The organism is Rhodococcus sp. GXMU-t2271 (genome assembly GCF_041414735.1).
Taxonomy (GTDB): domain Bacteria; phylum Actinomycetota; class Actinomycetes; order Mycobacteriales; family Mycobacteriaceae; genus Rhodococcus; species Rhodococcus indonesiensis.
The window spans coordinates 138874-161002 of the sequence record NZ_JAUIZP010000036.1; the positions used below are offsets into that span (position 1 = coordinate 138874).

A 22129-nucleotide genomic window follows, 5' to 3' on the forward strand; every position below is an offset into this window, starting at 1 on the left:
CTCCCGGTCAGCGCGGGATGTGGAAATCGACCAGGGTGGCCCCACGGGCGCCGAGGTCGTGCCACGTCCCGCGCACCTCGAGCACCGCCACGGCGGAAGTCGGGAACTTCTCGAGGATCTGACGGGCCGCGTCGGAGTCGTGGTCGGCTGAGAGCAGCAGCGTCGTCGCCGACAGGACGGGTTCGTGTCCCACGACGAGCAGCGTGGACACGTCGTCCGGAACCCGGCGGATCGCGTCGACGATCCGCTTCGGCGTGGCCTCGTAGAGATCGTCGAGGAAGTCTGTGGCCGCCTCGACGGCGGCCTCTGCGAGCGTCTTGCGGGCCCGCGTCGCGGTCGAACACAGCACGGCGTCGACGGGGGGCTGGTGGGCCCGCAGCCAGCGCCCGGCGAGACCGGCCTCACGCCGCCCTCGGGGGGCGAGCGGGCGCTCGTGATCGGCGACGCCGTCCGGGTACGCGGACTTCCCGTGCCGCAACAGGATCAGGGTGCGGGTCATGGGTTCACCCTAGGCGGTGACGTTCACCGGCGGCCGACGCGTGCCACCGCCCGCACCTCGTCGTCGACCGTGAACCACAGGGTCAGCGAGTCGGCGTCGTGCCGGGCCCGCAGAACGAGCGTGTCGCCGGCGACGACCGGTCGAAGGTGCTCGATCGCCGCACGATACGGGGCGGTCTGCAACTCCGGCCGTCCGGCCAGGTGCTCCTCGATGCCGTGCCAGTAGGCGGCGTTGTTGACGTGGTCGAACGGATCGATGTCGGTGGCCCGCAGCGGGAAGTGCGTGCCGGCGTCGGCGTCGGCGGACGGTGTGGGCGGCAACCACGCCCGCCACCGCAGGCGGGTGTCCGCGGCGTGGCGAGCCATGTGTTCCCAGAGCCGGTCGCTGATCCGAGCCGGCATGCCGTTGGTGGGCCCGATGTTGATCCAGAACGCCGAGGTGTCCATCGCGGCGCCGCCGGTGCCTTCGAAGCTGACACGGACGTTGGCCCACCGGGTGGACAGGGCATCACACCACCGGCGCAGTTCGAGCTGTTCCCGGAAGCGGGCCGGCCGGTGCACGTCGACGACGGTGCGGCGCACGATCCACAGCGGATCGGTGTCGGTGGCATCGACGGCGTCGAGGTTGTCGGTGCCGATGTCCTGCAGGTAGCGGGCAACCCCGTCGAGCCGGAGCCGTTCCCGGCTGTCGACGTCGCCGGTGCGCACCGTGCGCGTGGACCGGAACGCGTCGTCGGGCGGGGGAGTGGTGTCGAGGGGCTGCGCCCACGCGTCCTCCGGTGCGGGCTTTCCCGGTGCCGCTGCCGCGGCGGTGTCCGCGGTTGCCGCTGCCGCGGAGGTGTCCGAACCCATGCGTCCCCCTGGTCTTCGTCGGGCCCCGCCGATTCTGACAGTTGCGGGGCTGGGCCGCAGCGAATCTTGCGAGGGGCGAACCCCGAGGCTACAGTCGATGTAACTGTTACCGGATGTCACATGAAATCCGGTCCCGGCTCTTCGAGGACGCGACATGGCCTACGTGATCACCCAGACATGCTGCAACGATGCGAGCTGCGTCGCCGTGTGCCCGGTGAACTGCATCCATCCCACCCCGGAGGAGCGCGAGTTCGCGCAGACCGAGATGCTGCACATCGATCCGCAGACCTGCATCGACTGCGGCGCGTGCGCGGACGCCTGCCCGGTCGAGGCGATCTTCCCCGAGGACCGGCTCACCGAGACCCAGGCCCGGTTCAAGGACATCAACGCCGACTACTACACGGCGCACCCGATGCCCGAGAACTGGAACCCGCTCACCCCGACCCCCGCCCCGCCCCGGGGGCAGGAGACCCTGCGGGTCGCGGTCGTCGGAGCCGGCCCCGCGGCGTGCTACGCCGCGCAGGAACTGCTCGAGCGCTCGAACGTCGAGGTGGAGATGTTCGACCGGCTGCCGACCCCCTGGGGCCTGGTCCGTAGCGGCGTCGCGCCCGACCACCCCGGGACCAAGGCCGTCACCGAGTCGTTCGAATGGTCGTTCCGTCGCGACGCGTTCGCCCTGCACCTCGACGTCGAGGTGGGCCGCGACCTCGACCACGACGAGCTGCTCGCCCATCACCACGCCGTCGTCTACGCCACCGGCGCATCCGCCGACCGCAGCCTCGGCATTCCCGGCGAGGACCTGCCCGGCAGCCACGCCGCCACCGAGTTCGTCGCCTGGTACAACGGCCACCCCGACTACGCCGACCGGGCCTTCGACCTCTCCGGTGAACGCGCGGTCCTCGTCGGCAACGGCAACGTCGCACTCGACGTCGCCCGCATCCTCACCATGGATGTCGACGAACTGGCCCGGACCGACATCGCCGACCACGCCCTCGAGGCGCTGCGCCGGAGCAACATCCGCGAGGTCGTCCTGCTGGGCCGCCGCGGACCGGCCCAGGCGGCCTACAGCAATCCGGAATTCCTCGCCCTCGGTGATCTGAACGGGGTCGACGTCGTCGTCGACGAGTCCGAGCTCGACCTCGACCCCGCCAGCGCGCAGCTCGCCGCGGCGGACCCGGCGGTCGCCATGCGGATGCGGCTCGCCCGCGAATACGCGCGCCGCGAACCCCGGCCGGGAAACAAGCGCATCGTGTTCCGTTACCTCGTGTCACCCACCGAGATCGAGGGCACCGACCGGGTCGCGGGCCTGCGGGCGGTGCGCAACGAACTGATCCCCGGCGACGACGGTGCGCTCGTCGCCCGCCCCACCGAGCAGGCTCTGCATCTCGACGCGCAGCTGGTGCTGCGCTCGATCGGCTACCGCGGGGTTCCGCTCCCGGGGGTGCCGTTCGACGAGCGGCGCGCGATCGTCCCCAACGAGAACGGGCGGGTCACCGGGGCCGGACCGGGTGTGTACGTCACCGGGTGGATCAAGCGCGGACCGAGCGGCGTGATCGGAACCAACAAGGCATGCGCCAAGGAAACCGTCGCGGCTCTGCTCGCCGACTTCGACGCCGGTCGGCTCACGCGGCCGGCGTACGGCCGGCGGGAACTCGATCGCCTGCTCGGGCAGCGCCGCCCGAGCCGCGTGGGACTGAGCGGATGGCACGAGATCGACGAGGCCGAGCGCGCGGCCGGCCGTGCGGCCGGCCGGCCACGGGTCAAGCTGACCGATCGCGCACGCCTGACGACGACGGCGGCCGGCCGCCCGCGGTCGGGGCGCGGCCTGCTGCGTCTGGTCCGCCGATAACCGGTTGGGGCTTCGCCTGCACCGGCACTAGAATCGTCCGACGGTGCCCGGCACCGCCCGCGGCGACGTCCGCCGGGGGAGCGCAGGCCGGGAGGTCGATCCGCCGCGCTGTCGGGGCGCGCGCTGGTCGCCGGGCACGTCGAGGGTGACACGCAGTCCACGCCGGCGGTGACACGCGGCTCGTGCCGAGACGGTCGTCGCCGTCCGGCACTGCCCGGCCCTCGACTCCGTTCCGGCAGGTCCGCCTGCCCTCGCGCCTCGAGAGGACCTACCCATGACAGCCCCCCATGCGGGCCCGGCCGCCGCGCCGGTGAGCGACAAGCTCGACGCGGCAGTTCTGAAGATCGCCTCGGTGGTGGTGCTCGGCGCCATCATGTCGATCCTCGACGTGACCGTGGTCTCCGTCGCCGTGCCGACGTTCATGAAGGAGTTCGACTCCAGCTACGCGACCGTCGCGTGGACGATGACCGCCTACACGCTGGCCCTCGCCAGCGTGATTCCGCTCACGGGCTGGGCCGCGGACCGGTTCGGCACCAAGCGCCTCTACCTCGCCGCACTCGTCCTGTTCGTCGCCGGCTCCGTGCTGTGCAGCATGGCGTGGGACATCACCTCGCTCATCGCATTCCGGGTCGTGCAGGGCCTCGGGGGCGGCATGCTCATGCCGTTGGGCATGACGATCATGACCCACGCGGCGGGCCCGCACCGGGTCGGCCGCGTGATGGCGGTGCTCGGCATCCCGATGCTGCTGGGCCCGATCGGCGGCCCGATTCTCGGCGGGTGGCTGATCGACACCGCCAGCTGGCACTGGATCTTCCTGATCAACCTGCCTATCGGTGTCGTGGCGCTCGTCGCCGCCGTGGTGATCCTGCCCAAGGACCGCCCGAGCCGGTCCGAGTCCTTCGACTTCGTGGGCATGGCGCTCCTGTCGCCGGGGCTGGCGCTGTTCCTGTTCGGTGTCTCCTCCATTCCGGAGGTCGGCACCGTCGCCGCGACGCGGGTCCTCGTTCCGGGCGTGATCGGCGTCGCGCTGATCGTCGCCTTCGTGTTCCACGCCTTGCGCGCCCGGAACCCGCTGATCGACCTGTACCTGTTCCGCAACCGCCAACTGACGTTCGCGGTACTCACCATGTCGGTGTTCGCGATCGCGTTCTTCGGCGCAGGTCTGCTGTTCCCCAGCTACTTCCTCCAGGTGCGGGGCGAGTCGACCCTGGCGGCGGGCATCCTGCTGGCACCACAGGGCCTCGGCGCCATGCTCACCATGCCGATCGCCGGCCGGCTCGTCGACCGGATGGGTCCCGGGAAGATCGTGCTCGTCGGCCTGACCCTCGTCACGCTCGGCATGGCGGTTTTCACGCAGGTGGGCACGGACACTTCCTATGTCCTGCTCCTCGGCGCGCTGTTCGTCATGGGCATGGGAATGGGCGCCACGATGATGCCGACGATGACGGCCGCCCTGCAGACGCTGACCCATCAGAGCGTGGCCCGCGGGTCGACGCTGATGAACATCGTCCAGCAGGCCGCCGGTTCCGTGGGCACCGCGACCATGTCGGTGATCCTGAGCAGCCGCCTCGCGACCCCGGCGGGGGCACCCGAGGGCGGCGGGCAGATGGACCCGGCGGCGCTCGACCAGATGCCCGCACCGGTCCAGGAGTCGATTCTCACCTCGCTCGCCGACGCCTTCGCGACCACGTTCCTCGTCGCGACGGTTCTCATGGCGCTCGCGGTGATCCCCGCGCTGTTCCTGCCGCGCACACGCGCGAAGTATCCGGCAGGGGAGGGACTGCAGCCGGTCGTCGTCCACTGAACCACCCGTCGGAGGGGCCGTGACGTACGTCGCGGCCCCTCCGCGTGTCTGCGGCTAGCCTCGTACCGGCACCACGACGGCGACCCGAACGGACGATTTCATGAGCATCGACCCCACCGACCGACGCCCCGCGCCGACAGGCGGACAGCCGCACCTGTGCCGGCGCGCCCTGTTCGGCGGGGCCGGTGCCGTCGCCGCTGCCGCGGTCCTGTCCGCGTGCGGCGGCGAGACCGAGGAAACCGACAGCACCCCCGCCGCGCCGACCACTCCGCCGGAGCCCGGTCCGGACGCCGCGGTCGTCGCCGCCACGGCGGACATCCCGGTGGGCAGCGGCGTCCTGTTCGCCGACCGGCGTCTGGTGGTGACGCAACCCGTCGCCGGGGACTACCGGGCGTTCGTCGCATTGTGCACGCATTCGGGGTGCAACATCACCGGTGTCGTGGCCGACGAGATCGTCTGCGACTGCCACGGCAGCCGGTTCCGCTTGGACGGGACCGTGAGCAGAGGTCCCGCCCGCAAGCCGTTGAAGGCGCGGCCGGCCGGGGCCCGCGGTGCGGACGTCGTCGTCGATTGATCCGCGCGATCCGCTGAGCGGACGGGGGAGGCCGGAGTAGATTCGACCGCGACATCATCCCTGAAGTGCTGACCGGCAAAGGGGACCCATGGTGCGCAGGGGGCCGTTGATCACCTTGGCGGCGGTGGTGGTCCTCGCCGCCGTGCTGCTCGCGGTGAATGTCTCCAAGGAGGACGACGGCGCGACGCCGGCCCCGGGTCCCGCCGCGACGGCGGCGCCGGACCCCACCACCACGACGACAGCGACCCCGGCCGCAGTGGAATTCCCGGCGCAGGCCACCTACGTCGGACGGATCCCCGTCGCGACCGGAACGCTCACGCTCGCGATCGCCGTCGAGGGCGGGGACGCCGTCGCGTACGCGTGCGACGGCAGCGCGATCGAATCGTGGCTGGCCGGCGACGCAGACGCCGGCCAGCTCGACCTCGAGGGCCGGGAAGGAGCCCGCCTCGACGGCGAGTTCGACGGCGAGACGGTGCGCGGCACCCTCTGGCTCGGTGACCGCAACTGGACCTTCGACGCCGCGCCGGCCGAACCTCCGGCCGGCCTCTACCTCGCGAACGTCGGCGATGTCCGGGCGAGCTGGATCGTCACGCAGGACGGAACCGTCACCGGTGTGCTCCGCGGCGGCGACGGCGGCACCACACCCGCCCCTGCCCTCGCGCCGGACGGGACGGCGGTCGTCGACGGGGAGACCGTGACCGCGGACCTGGTGTCCGGCAGCGACACATTCTGACGGTGCCACCGGGCGGTGACGCCGAGAGGAGGACGGATGAGCACACCGCAGGTCCATCCCACCGCGCCGCCGCGAACGACCCCGGTGATCGTCGCATTCCTGGTGGGCGCCCTCGTCGCGGTCGGCCTCGGTGTCTACGGCAGCGTGCACGAGCCCACCTTCTTCTCGATCAACGTCGCCGGGTTCTCCAGCCCGACCGCCGTCAAGACGTGGCTGGCGACCCTCGCCGGTGTGCTGGCACTGGTGCAACTCGTCTCGGCGGCCGGGATGTACGGACGGTTGCCGGGACTGCGCGCGCCGAGCTGGATCGGGACCCTGCACGTGTGGTCGGGTCGCCTCGCCGTGCTGGCCACCGTCCCCGTCGCCGTGCACTGCCTGTATGCGCTCGGTTTCCGCACCGGTGAGCCGCGGGTGCTGTGGCACTCGCTGGCCGGTTGCCTCCTCTACGGGGCGTTCGTGACCAAGATGCTGCTCCTCAGCCGGCGGGGCCTGCCGGGATGGGCGGTTCCCCTGGCCGGCGGTGTCCTGTTCACGGCGATCGTGGTCGTGTGGACGACCTCGGCGCTGTACTTCTTCCGCACGACGGGCATCACGTTCTGACGCCCCAACCCACTGTGTCCCTCCCACGATCGGAGCCGGAAATGGATCTCGAGCAGTTTCCCGTCAGCCGCCGTTCGGTGCTGCTGGGGGCCGGGGTGGCCGCCGTCGCTGCCACCGCGGCCTGCAGTACCTACGGCGACGAGCCCGCCTCGGGGCAGACCTCCGCAGCGCAGGATGCCGGCAGCGGGACCCCGGCCGGCGCGTCCGCAGGACAACCGCTTGCGGCTGTCGCCGACATCCCCGTCGGCGGGGGACAGGTCTTCCCCGATCAGAAGGTCGTGGTGACCCAGCCGGTCGCGGGCGAGGTACTCGCCTTCAGCGCGATCTGCACTCATCAGGGTTGCACGGTCGCGGCCGTGCAGGACGGCACGATCAACTGTCCCTGCCACGGCAGCCGGTTCAACCTCGACGGCACCGTCGCGAACGGCCCTGCCGCGCGTCCCCTCGAGAGCAGGGCCGTCACCGTCGACAACGGCGAGATCACGCTCGCGTAATCGGGTCCGCCGTCCGGCCGCCGGATCGCCCGGGGCGGCACCGGGATAGGGTCGATTGCGTGATCGGACCTCTGCGCGACTGGCGGCCGCGGGCGTTGCGTGAAGGCGGCGAACCCGACGCCCGCTTCACTCTCGCCAACGAACGCACGTTCCTCGCGTGGATCCGCACCGCGCTCGGCGTCATCGCGGCGGCCGTCGCGCTCGAGACCTTCGCCGGCGACGTCGTGGGACCGGTGGTGCGGACCACACTGTCGTGTGCGTTGCTCGTGTTCTCTGCGGTCCTGGTGATCGCCGCCCTGCGGCGCTGGCTGCAGATCGAGGCCGCGATGCGCACCGAACGCCCCCTGCCGCCGCCGCGGATCGCCTTCCTGCTGGCGGCGATGCTGGCGGTCGGGGCTCTGGCCCTCACCGTGGCTCTCCTGGTATGAGCGCGCCGCCGCGGTCCGGCCGACGATGAGACACGACGACCCCGGGTTGCAGCCCGAGCGCACCACTCTCGCGTGGCTGCGCACGGCGACCGGGCTGGGAGCGGTGGTCCTGCTGTTTCTGCGCCTGGCCCCCGGCCCCGCCCCCGTGGTGGTGACGATCGGCCTGCTGTGCCTGGTCCCGGCGCTCGTGCTGCTCGTGACGAGCGGACGCGAGCACCGCGCCCGGGTGAGCCGCTTCATCGAGGGACGGGCGAGGCACCACTGGTGGCGCAACATCGTCCTGACCGTCACCGTCGTGGTCCTCGCGCTCGCCGCCGCCACGCTCATCGTCACGTCGCAGGTGTGAGCGCCGCGCCGATGCGCGCCGTCCCGGGTCCGGTGCCGGAAGCCGACGACAGCGGCAGCGCCGGAGACTACCGTGGACATGTGCGTCCACCAGCCGTCGACACGGCCACGGGTGCCACCGACACCGGCCGTCACGCGCCGCGCCCGCAGTCTGCCCCGGCGGAACCGGCAGCACCGGCAGAGGGCCTGCTGGCGGTTCGGGCGCACTGCGCATTCGACGGTGAGCGGACACTTCCCGGCGGAGCCCTGGTGCTCTGCCGGGACGGCCGCATCATCGGAATGGAATCCGCCACATGCGCGCCGCCGGCGGGCTGGCAACTGCACGACTATCCCGACGCCACGATCCTGCCGGGGCTCGTCGACTGCCACGTCCATCTCTGCGGAGACTCCCGCAACGGCGCCCTCGATCGCCTCCCCGGCCTCACCGACGACGAACTCGACGCGATCATCGACCGCAGTCTCGCCGATCAGCTCGCAGCCGGTGTCACGACCGTGCGGGACCTCGGCGACCGACACTGGGCCGTCGTCGACCGGCGGGACCGCCTCGCGCACGAATCACCTGCGCGTTGTCCGACCATCGTGGCGGCCGGCCCCCCGATCACCACCCACCAGGGCCACTGCTGGCACATGGGCGGCGCCGCCGAACGATCCGACGAGATCCGCGCTGCGGTTCGTGAACGCGCAGATCGCCGTGTCGACATCGTCAAGGTCATGGCGAGCGGTGGAGCCATGACCGCCGGTACCGACGTCCTGACCTGCCAATACCGTCTCGGTCAGCTTCGGCTCGTGGTCGACGAATCTCACGCCGCCGGACTGCCTGTCACCGCCCATGCCCACGGGCTGCCCGCCGTCCGGCAGGCACTCGCGGCCGGTGTCGACGGAATCGAGCACTGCAGCTGCCTCACCGAGCACGGAATCGATCTTCCCGAATCGGTGCTTCGGCACCTCGCCGAGAGCCGAATTGTCGTCTGCCCAACCCTGGGAAGACGACCCGACGTGACGCTGCCGCCCGGTGTCCTTGCCGTGCTGCAGAAGACCGGCACGACGTGGGAAGCCCGGCAGGAGTTGGCAGTTCGGCTCTGTCACGCCGGGGTCGATGTCGTTTCCGGGGTCGACGCCGGCATCAGCGACGGGAAGGCCCACGGCATCCTGGCGCTCGCCGTCGCCGACTTGGTCGTCGGCGGCGCCGACGTCACCACGGCTCTCGCCACCGCGACCTCCCGGGCAGCACGTGCCTGCGGTCTCAGCGACCGCAAAGGTGCTCTCCGAACCGGGTACGACGCCGACCTGCTTGTCGTCGACGGCGACGTGACCGTCGACATCCGCGCGCTGCAACGCATCCGTGCCGTCTACCTCCACGGCACGCTCGCCGCCACAACGCGATAGCGCGAGGCATGCCTGGACGATCTACGCCCGTATCACCCGGGCACGGAGCCGTGGAAGGCCCACGACCGGGCGGTCAGCGCGATCCGGCCGGCTCCGTCGCGGCGCAGGCGGGCATCGAGTGCCGCCCGCAGCTCGGCTCGGCGCCCGGCCGGCAGTGACAGGCAATATCCGGGGGCGGGTCCCTGACCGCCGAGGAACGGTGCCCAGAAATCGTCGAAGTCGGCGAACACGGTGGGAACCTCGAGGGACTCGATCCGCACCCCGGTGAGACCTGCGGACGCCAGCAGGTCGTGGAGGGGACCGGGACGGCAGAGCGGGAAACGGACGCCCTCGTCCAGGTCCCGTGCCGTCTCGTCCAGGTCGACGGCCGCATCCCAGAAGGCGCGAATCATCTCCATGCCCTCGGCGTAATCCCACACGTAGCCGCCGATCGTCCCGCCCGATCGGGTGACGCGACGCATCTCGGCAAGACCCTCGAGCGGATCGGGAAGGAAGTTGAGCACCAATCCGGACACGACGTGGTCGAACTCGCCGTCCCCGGCCGGGAGCGCCGCAGCGGTACCCGGCCGGACCTCGAAGCGGGGATCGTCGACCGCTGTGCGGGCCGCCGTGGCGAAGCCCTCGGACGGCTCGACCCCGACGACTCGGGCCGGTTCCGCGGCGACAAGGACGGCGTGCGCAAGGGCGCCGGTCCCGCATCCCACGTCGCACCACGCCGCGCCCGCGCCGCCAGGGGGCAGCCATTGCAGGAACTTCGAAGCGACCGGGCGGCTCCAGCGGCCTACATAGCGCTCGTATGCCTCGGCGATCTCCCAGGCGTCGGCGGCGTGATCCGTCATCGCTGTCTTCCTCTCTCCGACCTCCGGAGCCGACCTGCGCGGACCGTCCCCGCTTCCTACGAACCGGATCCGGGCGTCCCGCCCGAACGGCGGTCGAGCTCGATCACCCGGGCGCCGCCTTGCGCCGCGGCCACCTTGGTCTCGGTGCCGTCCTCGGTCACGGCGACGATCTCGCACCGGCACAGCGCCTGCCGCCGGCTCGAGTCGACGACCGCCGCCTCGGCCCGCAGCAGCGTGCCACGACCCGGGCGCAGGTAGTCGATCGTGAACCCGGTCGTCACGATGGACGATCCGAGCACGGTTCCCGCTGCGAACGTCAGGGAATTGTCCGCCGCATAGGCCAGCACTCCACCGTGGACGAACCCGAACTGCTGCAGCAATTCCGGGCGCAGGGGGATCTCGAGCACCGCACGTCCCGGCTCGTACCCGACGACCCGGGCGCCGACCAGGACGCTGAACGGTTGCGCTGCGAGCACGGCCGCCGCGTCGTCCACTCCGCGAAGTTCCACGGACTGCAGTCTGCCCCACCCTGCCGGGAACGGCCATATCATTCGCGCATGACGCAGCCACCTCCGTCGCCTACGGTCCGCTGGCCGGACCTCGCCGCCCTCGAACTGCTCGTCGGCATCGACGACCACGGCGGGCTCGGGGCGGCTGCCCGCGCCGCCGGTGTCGCGCAACCCAATGCCAGCCGTGCGGTACGCCGCCTCGAGAAGCAGCTCGGGGCCGTGCTCGTGCGCCGGGGACGCGCCGGCTCTGCGCTCACCCCGGAGGGCACCGTCGTCGCGCACTGGGCGCGACAGACCCTCACCGACGCCCGTCGACTACTCGACGCCGCGGCGGCGTTGCGCAGCGACCGGCAGGCCGAACTGACCGTGGCGGCCAGCATGACCGTCGCCGAACACCTCATCCCGCGCTGGCTGGGCCGCTTCCGCGGTCTCCGCGACGACGTGCACATCCAGTTGCAGGTCCACAACTCGCGGCAGGTGTGCGACGCGGTCGCGGCGGGCCGCTGCCACGTCGGATTCGTCGAAGCTCCCGCCGTCCCACCGGGACTGCACAGCACGCCGGTGGCGCAGGATCGGCTCGTGGTGGTCGTCACGCCGGCTCATCCCTGGGCACGACGCCGGCGACCGCTCACCGTCGCCGAACTGGCCGCGACACCGCTCGTCGTGCGCGAGGAGGGCTCGGGGACGCGGCACACGCTGGACCTTGCCCTGCGCGAGTTCGATCGGCCGGCACCGCTGCTCGAACTCGGCAGCGGCGCCGCGGTACGCACCGCGGCGCTCGGGGGCGTGGGCCCGGCCGTGCTGAGCACCTTGGCCGTGGCCGACCATGTCGCGGCCGGGGAACTGCGGGCCGTCGACGTCGAAGGCCTCGATCTGGCCCGCACCCTGCGCGCGGTGTGGCGCCCCCCTCGCAAGCTCGCCGGGCCGGCCGGAGAACTGGTGCGGATGATCGTCCGCGGCGCCTGATCGCCCCGATCGCCCCTGGTCCGGCGTCCGGATGCGTCATCATGATCGACGGGGACGCTGCCAGACGGGGACGCTGCCATCGGGAGTGAGACATGGACGCATCGCGCGGGCCGAGGCTGTGACGGTCGCCGAGATCGATCGTCGCCCGCAGCGAGCGGGTGCGGTTCTCGCGACGCTGATCCTCGTCGCCACCGTCGCCAACCTCAATCTCTCGGTGGCCAACATCGCGCTGCCCGCGATCGGCCGGGCCTTCGACGCGAGCCAGACGGAACTGAACCTGGTCGCGGTCGGGTATTCGCTGGGTCTGGCCGCGTCGGTGCTGTACCTGGGGGCGCTCGGGGACCGCTACGGCCGCAAGCAGTTGCTCGTGCTCGGTGTCGCCCTGTCGATACCCGCGTGTCTGCTGGCGGCCTTCGCGCCGAACGTCGAGGTGCTGTTCGCGGCCCGGCTGGCCGGCGGCCTCGCCGCGGGACTGGCGTATCCCACGACTCTGGCGCTGATCACCGCCTTGTGGTCCGGAGCCTCACGGACCCGCGCGATCGCGTTGTGGTCGGCGACCGGCGGGGCGATCGCCGCGCTCGGACCGCTGTTGTCCGGACTGCTCCTCGAGTACTTCTACTGGGGCTCGGCCTTCCTGATCACCCTGCCGCTCGCCGTCGTCGCCCTCGTGGCGGCGGCTGTGCTGATTCCCGCCCACGTCAACGAGACCACCGGCCCGGTCGACCATGTCGGCGGAGTCGTGTCGGTGCTGTTCGTGGCGGCGCTCGTGATAACGGTCAACCTCGCACCCGAGAGCGGCAGCGGCACGGCGGCTCTGGTCGGCGCGGCCGTCACCGCCGTCGCGGGCGCGGTGTTCGTGTGGCGGCAGCGGCGGGTCCCCGAGCCGCTGTTCGACCTGAAGGTGGCCGCGCGGCCGACGTTCTGGGTGGCTGCGGTGGCAGGCATCATCGTGTTCGGAACCCTGATGGGGGTGATGTTCGTCGGACAGCAGTTCCTGCAGAACGTCCTCGGTTACTCCACGCTCGCCGCCGGGTCGACGATCCTCCCCGCCGCAGCGTGCATGCTCGTCGTGGCTCCGTACTCGGCCCGTCTGGTCGAGAGCCGGGGTGCCCGCACCACATTGCTGCTCGGCTACGCGTTCATCCTCCTCGGGCTCGCCGTCGCACTGACGATGTGGGACGAGACCTCCAGCTACTGGCAGATCGCCCTCGCGTACGCCTTCGTCGGGGTCGGGGTGGGTCTCGCCGGCACGCCCGCCTCGCGCTCGCTCACCGGCTCGGTACCGGTGACCCGCGCCGGGATGGCGTCGGCGACCGCCGACCTGCAGCGGGATCTGGGCGGGGCCGTGATGCAGTCGGTCCTCGGGGCGTTGCTCACCGCCGGGTACGTGTCGTCGATCTCGGCGGCGATCTCGTCGTCACCGGACGCGGACGAGATCAGCAGCCAGACACAGGCTGCGCTGACCAAGTCGTTCGCGAGTGCCGCCGATCTCGCCGAGCGGTATCCGCAGTACGCCGACGCCATCATGGCTGCGGCGCGCGCAGCGTTCCTGGCCGGGGACACGAAGGCGTACACCGCCGCTCTTCTCGTCGTCGCCGCCGGTGCCGTCCTGGTGTTCTTCGCCTTCCCGAAGCGCGACACCGAAAGACGGCTGCTCGCGTCGTACCGCGCTCAGGACGAAGGCGCCGAGCCGGCGGCGGACGAACGCGCCGAGCCGGCGGCGGACGGCCGGTCGGAGGCCCAGCCCGGCGACGTGGACCGTTAGCGCGGCTCGCTGCTGCCGTGCCGGGTCAGCGCGGCTCCCCGCTGCCGTGCAGGGCGCCGATTCCGGCGACGACCACCAGCGCGATGCCTGCCGCCGCGATGGGCTGGACCCACTGGCCGAGCACCAGCGCGCCCGCCAGGGCCGCCGCGGCCGGTTCGAGAGCGATGAGGATGGCGAACACGTTTCTCGGCAGATCGCGCAGCGCCCGCATTTCCAGGCTGTAGGGGATCACGGAGGACAGTAGGGCCACCACCGCTCCGGCGGCGAGGATCGCAGGGTCGGCCAGGCCGGCGCCCGCGGTCCCGAGACCGAAGGGAAGGACGAGCACCGCAGCGACGGTGGTGGCGACGGTCAGGCCCGCCGCGCCGGATACGGTGGCGGCCACGTGCGAGCCCGCGACGATGTACCAGGCCCAGCCGGCCGCGGCGAGCAGCGCGAATCCGACCCCCACCGGGTCGAGAGCGCCGCCGTCCCCGCCGAGGCCGCGCGCCCCGAGGAGGGCCACCCCGGCCAGCGCGAGTGCCACCCACAGCGCGTCCCGTGGGCGGCGGGAGAGCACCGCGGCGAGGGTGAGTGGTCCGAGGAACTCGATCGTGACCGCCGCCGCGAGCGGGAGTCGCGCGATCGCCACATAGAAGAAGCCGTTCATCGCGGCCAGACTCACTCCGAGGGCGACCGCGCCCCGCCACTGCGCCCGGCCCCAGTGCCGCACCGACGGCCGTACCACCGCCCACAGGATCACCGCGGCGAGCGTCAGCCGCAGCGTGACCGTGCCGAGGGCGCCGACGTCGTCGAACAGGGTGCTGGCGAAGGCCGCACCGAACTGCAGGGAGAGCACCGAGCCGAGCACGGCCGCGACGGGCACGGTCCGGCTGCCGCCTCGTGGCGTCCATGCCGTGCCGCTCATGCATCCTCCGGAAGGTCTGGGGGATCCGTCGTCCCGCGTGCGACGAATGTTGCCGCACGGCAGCACGATCGGCAGCAGGGGCGACGCCGACCAAAAAACAATCATGAGAGCTTGATTTTTGCTGCCGGGGGTGTGACTCTGGTCGCATGACGGAGCTGCAACCGCTTCTCGACGACCTGCGTGCCGAGGGCGACGACCTCGACGCCCTCGTCGCCGACCTTCCGGACGAGCGCTGGACGACCTCGACGCCCGCCGAGGGCTGGACCATCGCCCACCAGGTCGGACACCTGCTGTGGACCGACCGCGCCGCCCTCACCGCCGTCGAAGACCCGGAGGCGTTCGTCGCCGGGCTCGGCGAGATCACCGACCCGGACCGCTTCGTCGACGACGGGGCGCGGGAACAGGCCCGTCGGCCGCCGGCCGAACTGCTCGCCGACTGGCGTGCGGCGCGGCGCGCCCTCGCCGACGCCCTCGCGGCCGTCCCCACCGGGACCAAGATCGTCTGGTACGGCCCGCCCATGAGTGCGGCCTCGATGGCCACCGCGCGGTTGATGGAGACCTGGGCGCACGGCTCCGACGTGGCCGACGCGCTGGGCGTCACCCGCACGCCCACGCACCGGCTGCGCCACATCGCCCATCTCGGTGTCCGCACCCGCGACTTCGCGTTCACCGTGCACGGGCGCACCCCGCCGGCCGGGTCGTTCCACGTCCGGCTCACCGCCCCCGACGGGCAGGAATGGACCTGGGGTCCCGAGGGCGCCACCCAGACCGTCACGGGATCCGCCCTCGACTTCTGCCGCCTGGTGACCCAGCGGGTCCACCGCGCCGACACCGACCTCGTCGCCACCGGACCGGACGCGGATGCGTGGCTCGACCTCGCTCAGGCATTCGCCGGGCCGCCCGGCGCCGGTCGCACCCCGGACGGAGCGAACGCGTGAACGCGCAGCCGGCGGGCCGTGCGGTGCGCATCGGAAACTGTTCCGGCTTCTACGGTGACCGGCTCAGGGCCATGCGGGAGATGCTCGAGGGCGGCGAACTCGACTACCTGACCGGCGATTATCTCGCCGAGCTGACCATGCTCATCCTCGGCCGGGACCGGATGAAGGACCCGGAGCTCGGTTATGCCAAGACGTTCCTGCGGCAACTCGAGGATTGTCTCGGGCTCGCCGTCGACAAGGGAGTGAAGATCGTCGCCAATGCCGGGGGGCTCAACCCCGCCGGGCTGGCGACGGCCGTGCGCGACCTCGCCGGCCGGCTCGGACTCGACGTCGCCGTCGCCCACGTCGAGGGCGACGACCTCATCGCCCGGGCCGCCGAACTCGGTCTGGCCGCCGATCCACCGCCGCTGACTGCCAACGCCTACCTCGGCGCCTGGGGTATCGCGGAATGCCTGAACGCCGGCGCCGACCTCGTCGTCACCGGCCGGGTCACCGACGCCTCGGTGATCGTCGGGCCCGCGGCGGCCCATTTCGGTTGGGCCCGGGACGATTTCGACGCTCTCGCGGGCGCGGTGGCGGCTGGGCACGTGATCGAGTGCGGCGCCCAGGCGACCGGCGGCAACTACGCCTTCTTCACCGAGATCGCCGATCTCGACCGGCCGGGCTTCCCGATCGCCGAGATCGAGGCCGACGGAAGTTCCACGATCACCAAGCATCCCGGCACCGGCGGCGCCGTCACCGTCGGCACCGTGACCGCCCAGCTGTTGTACGAGGTGACCGGTGGCCGCTACGCCGGTCCCGACGTCACCACCCGCCTCGACACCGTCCGGCTCACCCAGGACGGGCCGGACCGGGTCCGGATCAGCGGCGTCCGCGGCGAGGCGCCGCCACCCACGCTGAAGGTCTCCCTCAACGCCCTCGCCGGCTTCCGGAACGAAGCGGTGTTCGTCCTCACCGGCCTCGACATCGAGGCCAAGGCCGCGCTGGTGCGATGGCAGGTGGAGGCGGACCTGACCACCCGGCCTGCCGAGCTCGAGTGGACCCTCGCCCGCACCGACCATCCGGACGCCGACACCGAGGAGGCGGCCAGCGCCCTGCTGCGCTGCACCGTGCGCGACCGCGACCCGAAGGTCGTCGGCCGCGCCTTCTCGTCGGTCGCCGTCGAGTACGCGCTCGCCAGCTACCCCGGTTTCTCGCTGACCGCCCCGCCCGGCAACGGGCAGCCGTACGCGGTGTTCACCCCCGGCTACGTCGATGCCGCCGAAGTGCCGCACACCGCGGTGCTGCCGGACGGCGGCCGAATCCCGATTGCGTGCGTCACCCCGACGCGTGCACTCGAACCTGTCGGCGAACCCGAACTTCCCGATCCGCTACCACCCGGGCCCGTACGGCACGCGCCGCTCGGGCTCGTCGCCGGCGCCCGCAGCGGCGACAAGGGTGGCGACGCGAACGTGGGGGTGTGGGTGCGCACCGGCGACCAGTGGCGGTGGCTGGTGCACACCCTCACCGTCGACACGCTGAAAACACTGCTGCCCGAAGCGAAGAACCTGACCGTGACGCGTCATGTGCTGCCGAACCTGCGGGCGGTGAACTTCGTGGTCGAGGGCATCCTCGGCCGCGGCGTCGCCTCGCAGGCCCGCTTCGACCCGCAGGCGAAGGGCCTCGGCGAGTGGCTGCGCAGCCGATACCTCTACATCCCCGAGACCCTCCTGGACGGCGACGGGACGGAGAACCCCGAGAGGAAGAACACCGAGTGAGCATCTGGGACACACCCGAACGCCGCGAGCTGCGCTCGACGGTCCATTCCTTCGTCCGGCGCGAGATCCTGCCGCATCTCGCCGCGTGGGAGCGCGACGGCGAACTGCCCCGCGAACTGCACAAGAAGGCTGCTGCGCTCGGCCTGCTCGGCGCCGGATTCCCCGAGGCCGTCGGCGGCGCCGGGGGCGACGCGGCGGACAGCCTCACCGTGTGCGAGGCCTTCCACGAGGCCGGCGCCTCCGGCGGGGCGTTCGCCTCCCTGTTCACCTGCGGCATCGCCCTGCCGCACCTCGTCGCCGCCGGCGACGAGGCGCAGATCGGCAAGTGGGTCGCGCCGACTCTCGCCGGTGAGCTCGTCGGTTCCCTCGCGATCACCGAACCCGGCGGCGGCTCCGACGTCGGGCACCTGACCACCACCGCCGTCCGCGACGGCGATCACTACATCGTCGACGGCGCCAAGACCTACATCACCTCCGGCTGCCGCGCCGACTTCGTCGTCACCGCTGTGCGCACCGGCGGCCCCGGCGCCGGTGGCGTCTCGTTGCTCGTGATCGAAAAGGGCACACCGGGATTCACCGTCTCGCGCAAACTGGACAAGATGGGCTGGCGTGCCTCCGACACCGCGGAACTGTCGTTCGCCGGTGTGCGCGTGCCGGTCGCCAATCTCGTCGGAGCCGAGAACAGCGGCTTCGCGCAGATCGCGCAGGCCTTCGTCTCCGAGAGGATCGCCCTCGCCGCGCAGGCCTACTCGAGCGCGCAGCGGTGCCTGGACCTGACCGTGGCCTGGTGCCGGGACCGCGAGACGTTCGGCCGGCCCCTGATCTCCCGGCAGTCGGTACAGCGCACCCTCGCCGAGATGGCCCGGCGGATCGACGTCGCGCGGGTGTACGGCCGGCGCGTCGTCGAGCGGTCCCTCGTCGGTGACGGCGACCTCGTCGCCGAGGTGTGCTTCGCCAAGAACACCGCCGTCGAGGCCGGGGAGTGGGTCGCGCACCAGGCCGTGCAGCTCTTCGGCGGCCTGGGCTACATGGCCGAGTCCGAGGTCGAACGACAGTACCGCGACATGCGCATCCTCGGTATCGGCGGCGGTACCACCGAGATCCTCACCGAACTTGCCGCGAAACGATTGGGGTACACCGCGTGAGCGTCCTGCAGACGACCGTCGACCCGTCCTCGGCGGAGTACGCCGCCGCGGCCGAGGCGATGACCGCCCAGCTGGCAGAACTCGAAGCCGAACACGCCAAGGCCCTTGCCGGCGGCGGGGAGAAGTACGTCCGGCGGCATCACGAACGCGGCAAGCTGCTGCCGCGCGAACGGATCGAACTGCTCCTCGACCCCGACTCGCCGTTCCTCGAGCTCTCCCCGCTCGCCGCCTGGGGCACCGAGTTCCCGGTCGGCGGCAGTACCGTCACCGGAATCGGCGTCGTCGAGGGCGTCGAATGCCTGATCGTCGCCAACGACCCCACCGTCCGCGGCGGTACGAGCAATCCCTGGACTCTGCGGAAAGGGTTCCGCGCCAACGACATCGCGATGCAGAACCGGCTGCCGGTCATCTCCCTCGTCGAGTCGGGTGGTGCCGACCTGCCCACCCAGAAGGAGGTGTTCATCCCCGGCGGGCGCATGTTCCGCGACCTGACGCAGCTGTCCGCCGCCGGAATCCCGACCATTGCCCTGGTATTCGGCAATTCCACCGCGGGCGGCGCGTACATACCCGGCATGTCGGACCACGTGGTGATGATCGAGAAGCGGTCGAAGGTGTTCCTCGCCGGGCCGCCCCTGGTGAAGATGGCCACCGGCGAGGAATCCGACGACGAATCCCTCGGCGGAGCGGAGATGCACGCCCGCACCTCCGGGCTGGCCGACTACTACGCGGTCGACGAACCCGACGCGATCCGGATCGGCCGGGGCATCGTCCGTCGTCTGAACTGGCGCAAGCAGGGCCCCGAACCCCACCCGGAGGTGCGCGAACCCCGGCACGATCCCGAGGAACTGCTCGGCATCGTGCCCGCCGACCTCAAGGTGCCGTTCGACCCGCGCGAGGTGATCGCCCGTATCGTCGACGATTCCGACTTCGACGAGTTCAAACCGCTCTACGGTTCGTCGCTCGTCACCGGCTGGGCTCGTCTGCACGGCTACCCGGTGGGAATCCTCGCCAACGCCCGCGGCGTGCTGTTCAGCGAGGAATCCCAGAAGGCCACCCAGTTCATCCAGCTCGCGAACCGTGCGAACACCCCGCTGCTGTTCCTGCACAACACCACCGGCTACATGGTCGGCCGCGAGTACGAGGAACGCGGCATGATCAAGCACGGCTCGATGATGATCAACGCGGTCTCCAACTCGACGGTGCCGCACATCTCGATCCTGCTCGGCGCCTCCTACGGTGCCGGCCACTACGGGATGTGCGGTCGTGCCTTCGACCCGCGGTTCCTGTTCGCCTGGCCCAGCGCCAAGTCCGCGGTGATGGGCGGCGCACAGCTCGCGGGCGTCATCTCCATCGTCGGACGGGCCGCTGCCGAGGCGCGCGGACAGGCGTTCGACGAGGCCGCCGACGAGGCGATGCGCGCGGCGATCGAGAACCAGATCGAGGCGGAGTCGCTGCCGATGTTCCTGTCCGGCCGGCTCTACGACGACGGGGTCATCGACCCGCGCGACACCCGCACCGTGGTGGGGATGTGCCTGTCGGCCATCGCCAACGCGCCGATCGAGGGCACCGACAGCTTCGGTGTCTTCCGGATGTGAGGCAGCAGTGAACCGTTCCGACACCGTCACCACCGTGCTCGTCGCCAATCGCGGCGAGATCGCCCGCCGCGTGTTCGCCTCCTGCCGGCGCGCCGGCCTCGGCACCGTCGCCGTGTTCTCCGACGCGGACGCCGACAGTCCGCACGTCACGGAGGCGGACGTCGCGGTGCACCTGCCCGGCACCGCCCCCGCCGACACCTACCTCCACGGCGAGGCGATCATCGCCGCCGCCCGCGCGGCGGGGGCCGACGCGATCCACCCCGGATACGGGTTCCTCTCGGAGAACGCCGAATTCGCGAGAGCGGTCCTCGACGCGGGACTGACCTGGATCGGGCCGGACCCGGACTCCATCGCCCGGATGGGTTCGAAGGTCGAGGCCAAGAAGATCATGGCCGACGCCGGCGTGCCGGTGCTGGCCGAGCTGGACCCGGCCGCGGTGACCGAGGCCGACCTGCCCGTGCTGATCAAGGCTTCCGCCGGCGGCGGCGGCCGCGGCATGCGGATCGTCCGCGACCTGGCCGAACTGTCCGACCAGCTCGCGGCGGCGCGACGCGAGGCGCAGTCCGCGTTCGGCGACCCGACGGTGTTCTGTGAGCGCTACCTCGAAACGGGCCGGCACATCGAAGTGCAGGTTCTCGCGGACCGGCACGGCACCGTGTGGGCGGTGGGGGAGCGCGAATGCTCGATCCAGCGCCGCCATCAGAAGGTGGTCGAGGAGGCCCCGTCGCCGCTCGTCGACGCCACGCCCGGCATGCGGGAGCGGCTGTTCGAGGCAGCCCGGCGCGCCGCGCACGCCATCGACTACGAGGGCGCCGGGACGGTCGAGTTCCTCGCGACCGGGGCGAGCGGAGCGACGGGGGATGTCACCGGGGCGAGCGGAGCGACGGGGGGTGTCACCGGGGCGAGCGGAGCGACGGGGGGTGTCACCGGGGCGAGCGGAGCGACGGGGGATGTCACCGCGGAGGGTGAGTTCTTCTTCCTCGAGATGAACACCCGGCTGCAGGTCGAGCACCCGGTCACCGAGTGCACCACCGGGCTCGACCTCGTCGACCTGCAGCTGCAGATTGCTGCCGGCGGCCGTCTCGATCCCGAACCGCCGCAGGCGAGCGGACATTCGATCGAGGTGCGGCTCTACGCGGAGGATCCCGCTCAGGACTGGCGGCCGCAGTCCGGCACGGTGCACCGCCTCGCCCTGCCCGGTCGTGTCGCCGAGTTCGAGGTGCTGACCGGACCCGGGCTGCGGCTGGACGCCGGCGTGCAGGACGGCTCGGTGGTGGGCGTGCACTACGACCCGATGCTCGCGAAGGTGATCGCCTACGCCCCGACCCGGGACCGCGCGGCCCGCATGCTCGAGACGTCGCTGGCCCGCGCCGAGGTGCACGGTCTGCGCACCAACCGGGACCTGCTCGTGAACGTGCTCCGGCATCCCGGGTTCCTGGCCGGAAACACCGACACCGCCTTCTTCGACACCCACGGGCTCGCCACGCTCGCCGCGCCGCTCGCCGACGCCGCCGCCGAGTCGCTGTCCGCGCTCGCCGCCGCCCTGGCCGACGCCGCCGCTCGTCGTGCGGCGGCAACGGTCGCCCGCGGCCTGCCGAGCGGCTGGCGCAACCTGCCGTCGCAGCCCCAGGTCAAGCGGTACGACGGTGACCACGGTGAACACGAGGTGCGGTACCGGCTCACCCGGTACGGTCTGGTCGCCGACGGCCATACGGGCGTCGTCCTCGTCGCGCACGGTGCGCGCCGGGTGGTGCTTGCGATCGACGGCGTGCAGCGGCAGTTCCACGTCGCGCGCTACAACGACGCGGTGCACGTGGACTCCTCGCTCGGTCCGGTACGGCTGCGCGCGATCCCGCGGTTCGTCGAACCCTCGGCCCACGTCGCCGCGGGATCGCTGCTCGCGCCGATGCCCGGGTCGGTGATCCGGATCGGGGCCGCGGTCGGCGACGCGGTCGACGCGGGGCAACCGGTCCTGTGGCTCGAGGCGATGAAGATGGAACACATCGTCAAGGCCCCCACCGCGGGCGTGCTCACCGAACTGCCCGTCGCCGTCGGCACCCAGGTCGAACTGGGCGCCGTGCTGGCCGTCGTCACCCCCGCCGAGTCCGGCGAACCGTCCGCCCCGGCCGACATCGAGGAGTAACC

At 71.8% G+C, this 22129-nt stretch carries 21 protein-coding genes; 16 read left to right on the forward strand and 5 right to left on the reverse strand.

From position 1 onward, the window contains the following. Positions 1-7 precede the first annotated feature (7 nt). Together QYS60_RS14580 and QYS60_RS14585 are read right to left on the reverse strand one after the other, a co-directional pair. Entirely contained in the window at positions 8-499 is a 492-nt protein-coding gene (locus tag QYS60_RS14580; protein ID WP_003937636.1) for a histidine phosphatase family protein, read from the reverse strand. A gap of 23 nt (positions 500-522) precedes the next feature. Beyond that, on the reverse strand, positions 523-1350 hold the full coding sequence (locus QYS60_RS14585) for an acyl-[acyl-carrier-protein] thioesterase (RefSeq protein WP_371383490.1): 828 nt from the start codon (positions 1348-1350) through the stop codon (positions 523-525). A gap of 154 nt (positions 1351-1504) precedes the next feature. Here QYS60_RS14585 and QYS60_RS14590 point away from each other — a divergent pair, with 154 nt between their 5' ends. The 9 genes from QYS60_RS14590 to QYS60_RS14630 all read left to right on the forward strand — a co-directional run bounded on the left by QYS60_RS14590 (position 1505) and on the right by QYS60_RS14630 (position 9563). Next, the gene (locus QYS60_RS14590) at positions 1505-3199 is read left to right on the forward strand and encodes an FAD-dependent oxidoreductase (RefSeq protein ID WP_371383491.1); all 1695 of its coding nucleotides are present in this window, start codon (positions 1505-1507) and stop codon (positions 3197-3199) included. 274 nt (positions 3200-3473) lie between these two features. Further along, positions 3474-5003: a DHA2 family efflux MFS transporter permease subunit gene (locus QYS60_RS14595; protein ID WP_289381263.1), complete on the forward strand. Its 1530-nt coding sequence runs from the start codon at positions 3474-3476 to the stop codon at positions 5001-5003. Between the two features lie 100 nt (positions 5004-5103). Then, positions 5104-5577 (forward strand): ubiquinol-cytochrome c reductase iron-sulfur subunit, encoded by a 474-nt coding sequence (locus tag QYS60_RS14600; protein ID WP_289381265.1) that lies wholly within the window; start codon positions 5104-5106, stop codon positions 5575-5577. Positions 5578-5665: 88 nt separating this feature from the next. Then, positions 5666-6310, forward strand: a complete 645-nt coding sequence (locus QYS60_RS14605) for a hypothetical protein (RefSeq protein WP_371383492.1) — start codon at positions 5666-5668, stop codon at positions 6308-6310. 36 nt (positions 6311-6346) lie between these two features. Further along, positions 6347-6910 carry a DUF6529 family protein gene (locus QYS60_RS14610; protein ID WP_371383493.1) on the forward strand — a complete coding sequence of 188 codons (564 nt, stop codon included), beginning with the start codon at positions 6347-6349 and terminating at the stop codon, positions 6908-6910. A 41-nt stretch (positions 6911-6951) separates the two neighbouring features. Next, positions 6952-7404, forward strand: coding sequence for a ubiquinol-cytochrome c reductase iron-sulfur subunit (locus QYS60_RS14615; protein WP_003937643.1), 453 nt, complete (start codon positions 6952-6954; stop codon positions 7402-7404). A gap of 59 nt (positions 7405-7463) precedes the next feature. After that, on the forward strand, positions 7464-7832 hold the full coding sequence (locus QYS60_RS14620; protein ID WP_003937644.1) for a YidH family protein: 369 nt from the start codon (positions 7464-7466) through the stop codon (positions 7830-7832). A 25-nt stretch (positions 7833-7857) separates the two neighbouring features. Continuing rightward, the gene (locus QYS60_RS14625; RefSeq protein ID WP_371383494.1) at positions 7858-8178 is read left to right on the forward strand and encodes a DUF202 domain-containing protein; all 321 of its coding nucleotides are present in this window, start codon (positions 7858-7860) and stop codon (positions 8176-8178) included. Positions 8179-8258: 80 nt separating this feature from the next. Further along, positions 8259-9563: an amidohydrolase family protein gene (locus tag QYS60_RS14630; RefSeq protein ID WP_371383495.1), complete on the forward strand. Its 1305-nt coding sequence runs from the start codon at positions 8259-8261 to the stop codon at positions 9561-9563. Positions 9564-9595: 32 nt separating this feature from the next. Here QYS60_RS14630 and QYS60_RS14635 read toward each other — a convergent pair whose 3' ends face one another. Next, positions 9596-10402, reverse strand: coding sequence for a class I SAM-dependent methyltransferase (locus tag QYS60_RS14635; RefSeq protein WP_371383496.1), 807 nt, complete (start codon positions 10400-10402; stop codon positions 9596-9598). A 56-nt stretch (positions 10403-10458) separates the two neighbouring features. Beyond that, a complete protein-coding gene (locus tag QYS60_RS14640) occupies positions 10459-10896 on the reverse strand; it encodes a PaaI family thioesterase (protein WP_003937647.1) in 438 nt (145 codons plus the stop codon). A gap of 63 nt (positions 10897-10959) precedes the next feature. Between QYS60_RS14640 and QYS60_RS14645 the strand changes: the two genes are divergently transcribed. After that, complete coding sequence (locus QYS60_RS14645) at positions 10960-11877, forward strand: LysR family transcriptional regulator (RefSeq protein ID WP_289381279.1); 918 nt, start codon at positions 10960-10962, stop codon at positions 11875-11877. Positions 11878-11995: 118 nt separating this feature from the next. Continuing rightward, complete coding sequence (locus QYS60_RS14650) at positions 11996-13642, forward strand: MFS transporter (protein WP_371383512.1); 1647 nt, start codon at positions 11996-11998, stop codon at positions 13640-13642. A 25-nt stretch (positions 13643-13667) separates the two neighbouring features. On the opposite strand, the gene QYS60_RS14655 is transcribed toward QYS60_RS14650, so the two are convergent. Then, positions 13668-14549 carry a DMT family transporter gene (locus tag QYS60_RS14655; protein ID WP_040783030.1) on the reverse strand — a complete coding sequence of 294 codons (882 nt, stop codon included), beginning with the start codon at positions 14547-14549 and terminating at the stop codon, positions 13668-13670. A gap of 146 nt (positions 14550-14695) precedes the next feature. On the opposite strand from QYS60_RS14655, the gene QYS60_RS14660 reads away from it, so the two are divergent. From QYS60_RS14660 to QYS60_RS14680, 5 genes are read left to right on the forward strand one after another with little or no spacing between them, the layout of a single operon-like run. Then, positions 14696-15487, forward strand: a complete 792-nt coding sequence (locus tag QYS60_RS14660; RefSeq protein ID WP_289381284.1) for a TIGR03084 family metal-binding protein — start codon at positions 14696-14698, stop codon at positions 15485-15487. Next, complete coding sequence (locus tag QYS60_RS14665; RefSeq protein ID WP_371383497.1) at positions 15484-17244, forward strand: acyclic terpene utilization AtuA family protein; 1761 nt, start codon at positions 15484-15486, stop codon at positions 17242-17244. The genes QYS60_RS14660 and QYS60_RS14665 overlap by 4 nt, the downstream gene beginning before the upstream one ends. Next, positions 17241-18389, forward strand: a complete 1149-nt coding sequence (locus QYS60_RS14670; protein ID WP_003937653.1) for an acyl-CoA dehydrogenase family protein — start codon at positions 17241-17243, stop codon at positions 18387-18389. Before QYS60_RS14665 ends, QYS60_RS14670 begins: the two co-directional genes overlap by 4 nt. After that, positions 18386-19984 (forward strand): acyl-CoA carboxylase subunit beta, encoded by a 1599-nt coding sequence (locus QYS60_RS14675; RefSeq protein WP_371383498.1) that lies wholly within the window; start codon positions 18386-18388, stop codon positions 19982-19984. The genes QYS60_RS14670 and QYS60_RS14675 overlap by 4 nt, the downstream gene beginning before the upstream one ends. Positions 19985-19991: 7 nt before the next feature. After that, entirely contained in the window at positions 19992-22127 is a 2136-nt protein-coding gene (locus QYS60_RS14680) for a biotin carboxylase N-terminal domain-containing protein (RefSeq protein WP_371383499.1), read from the forward strand. Positions 22128-22129 lie beyond the last annotated feature (2 nt).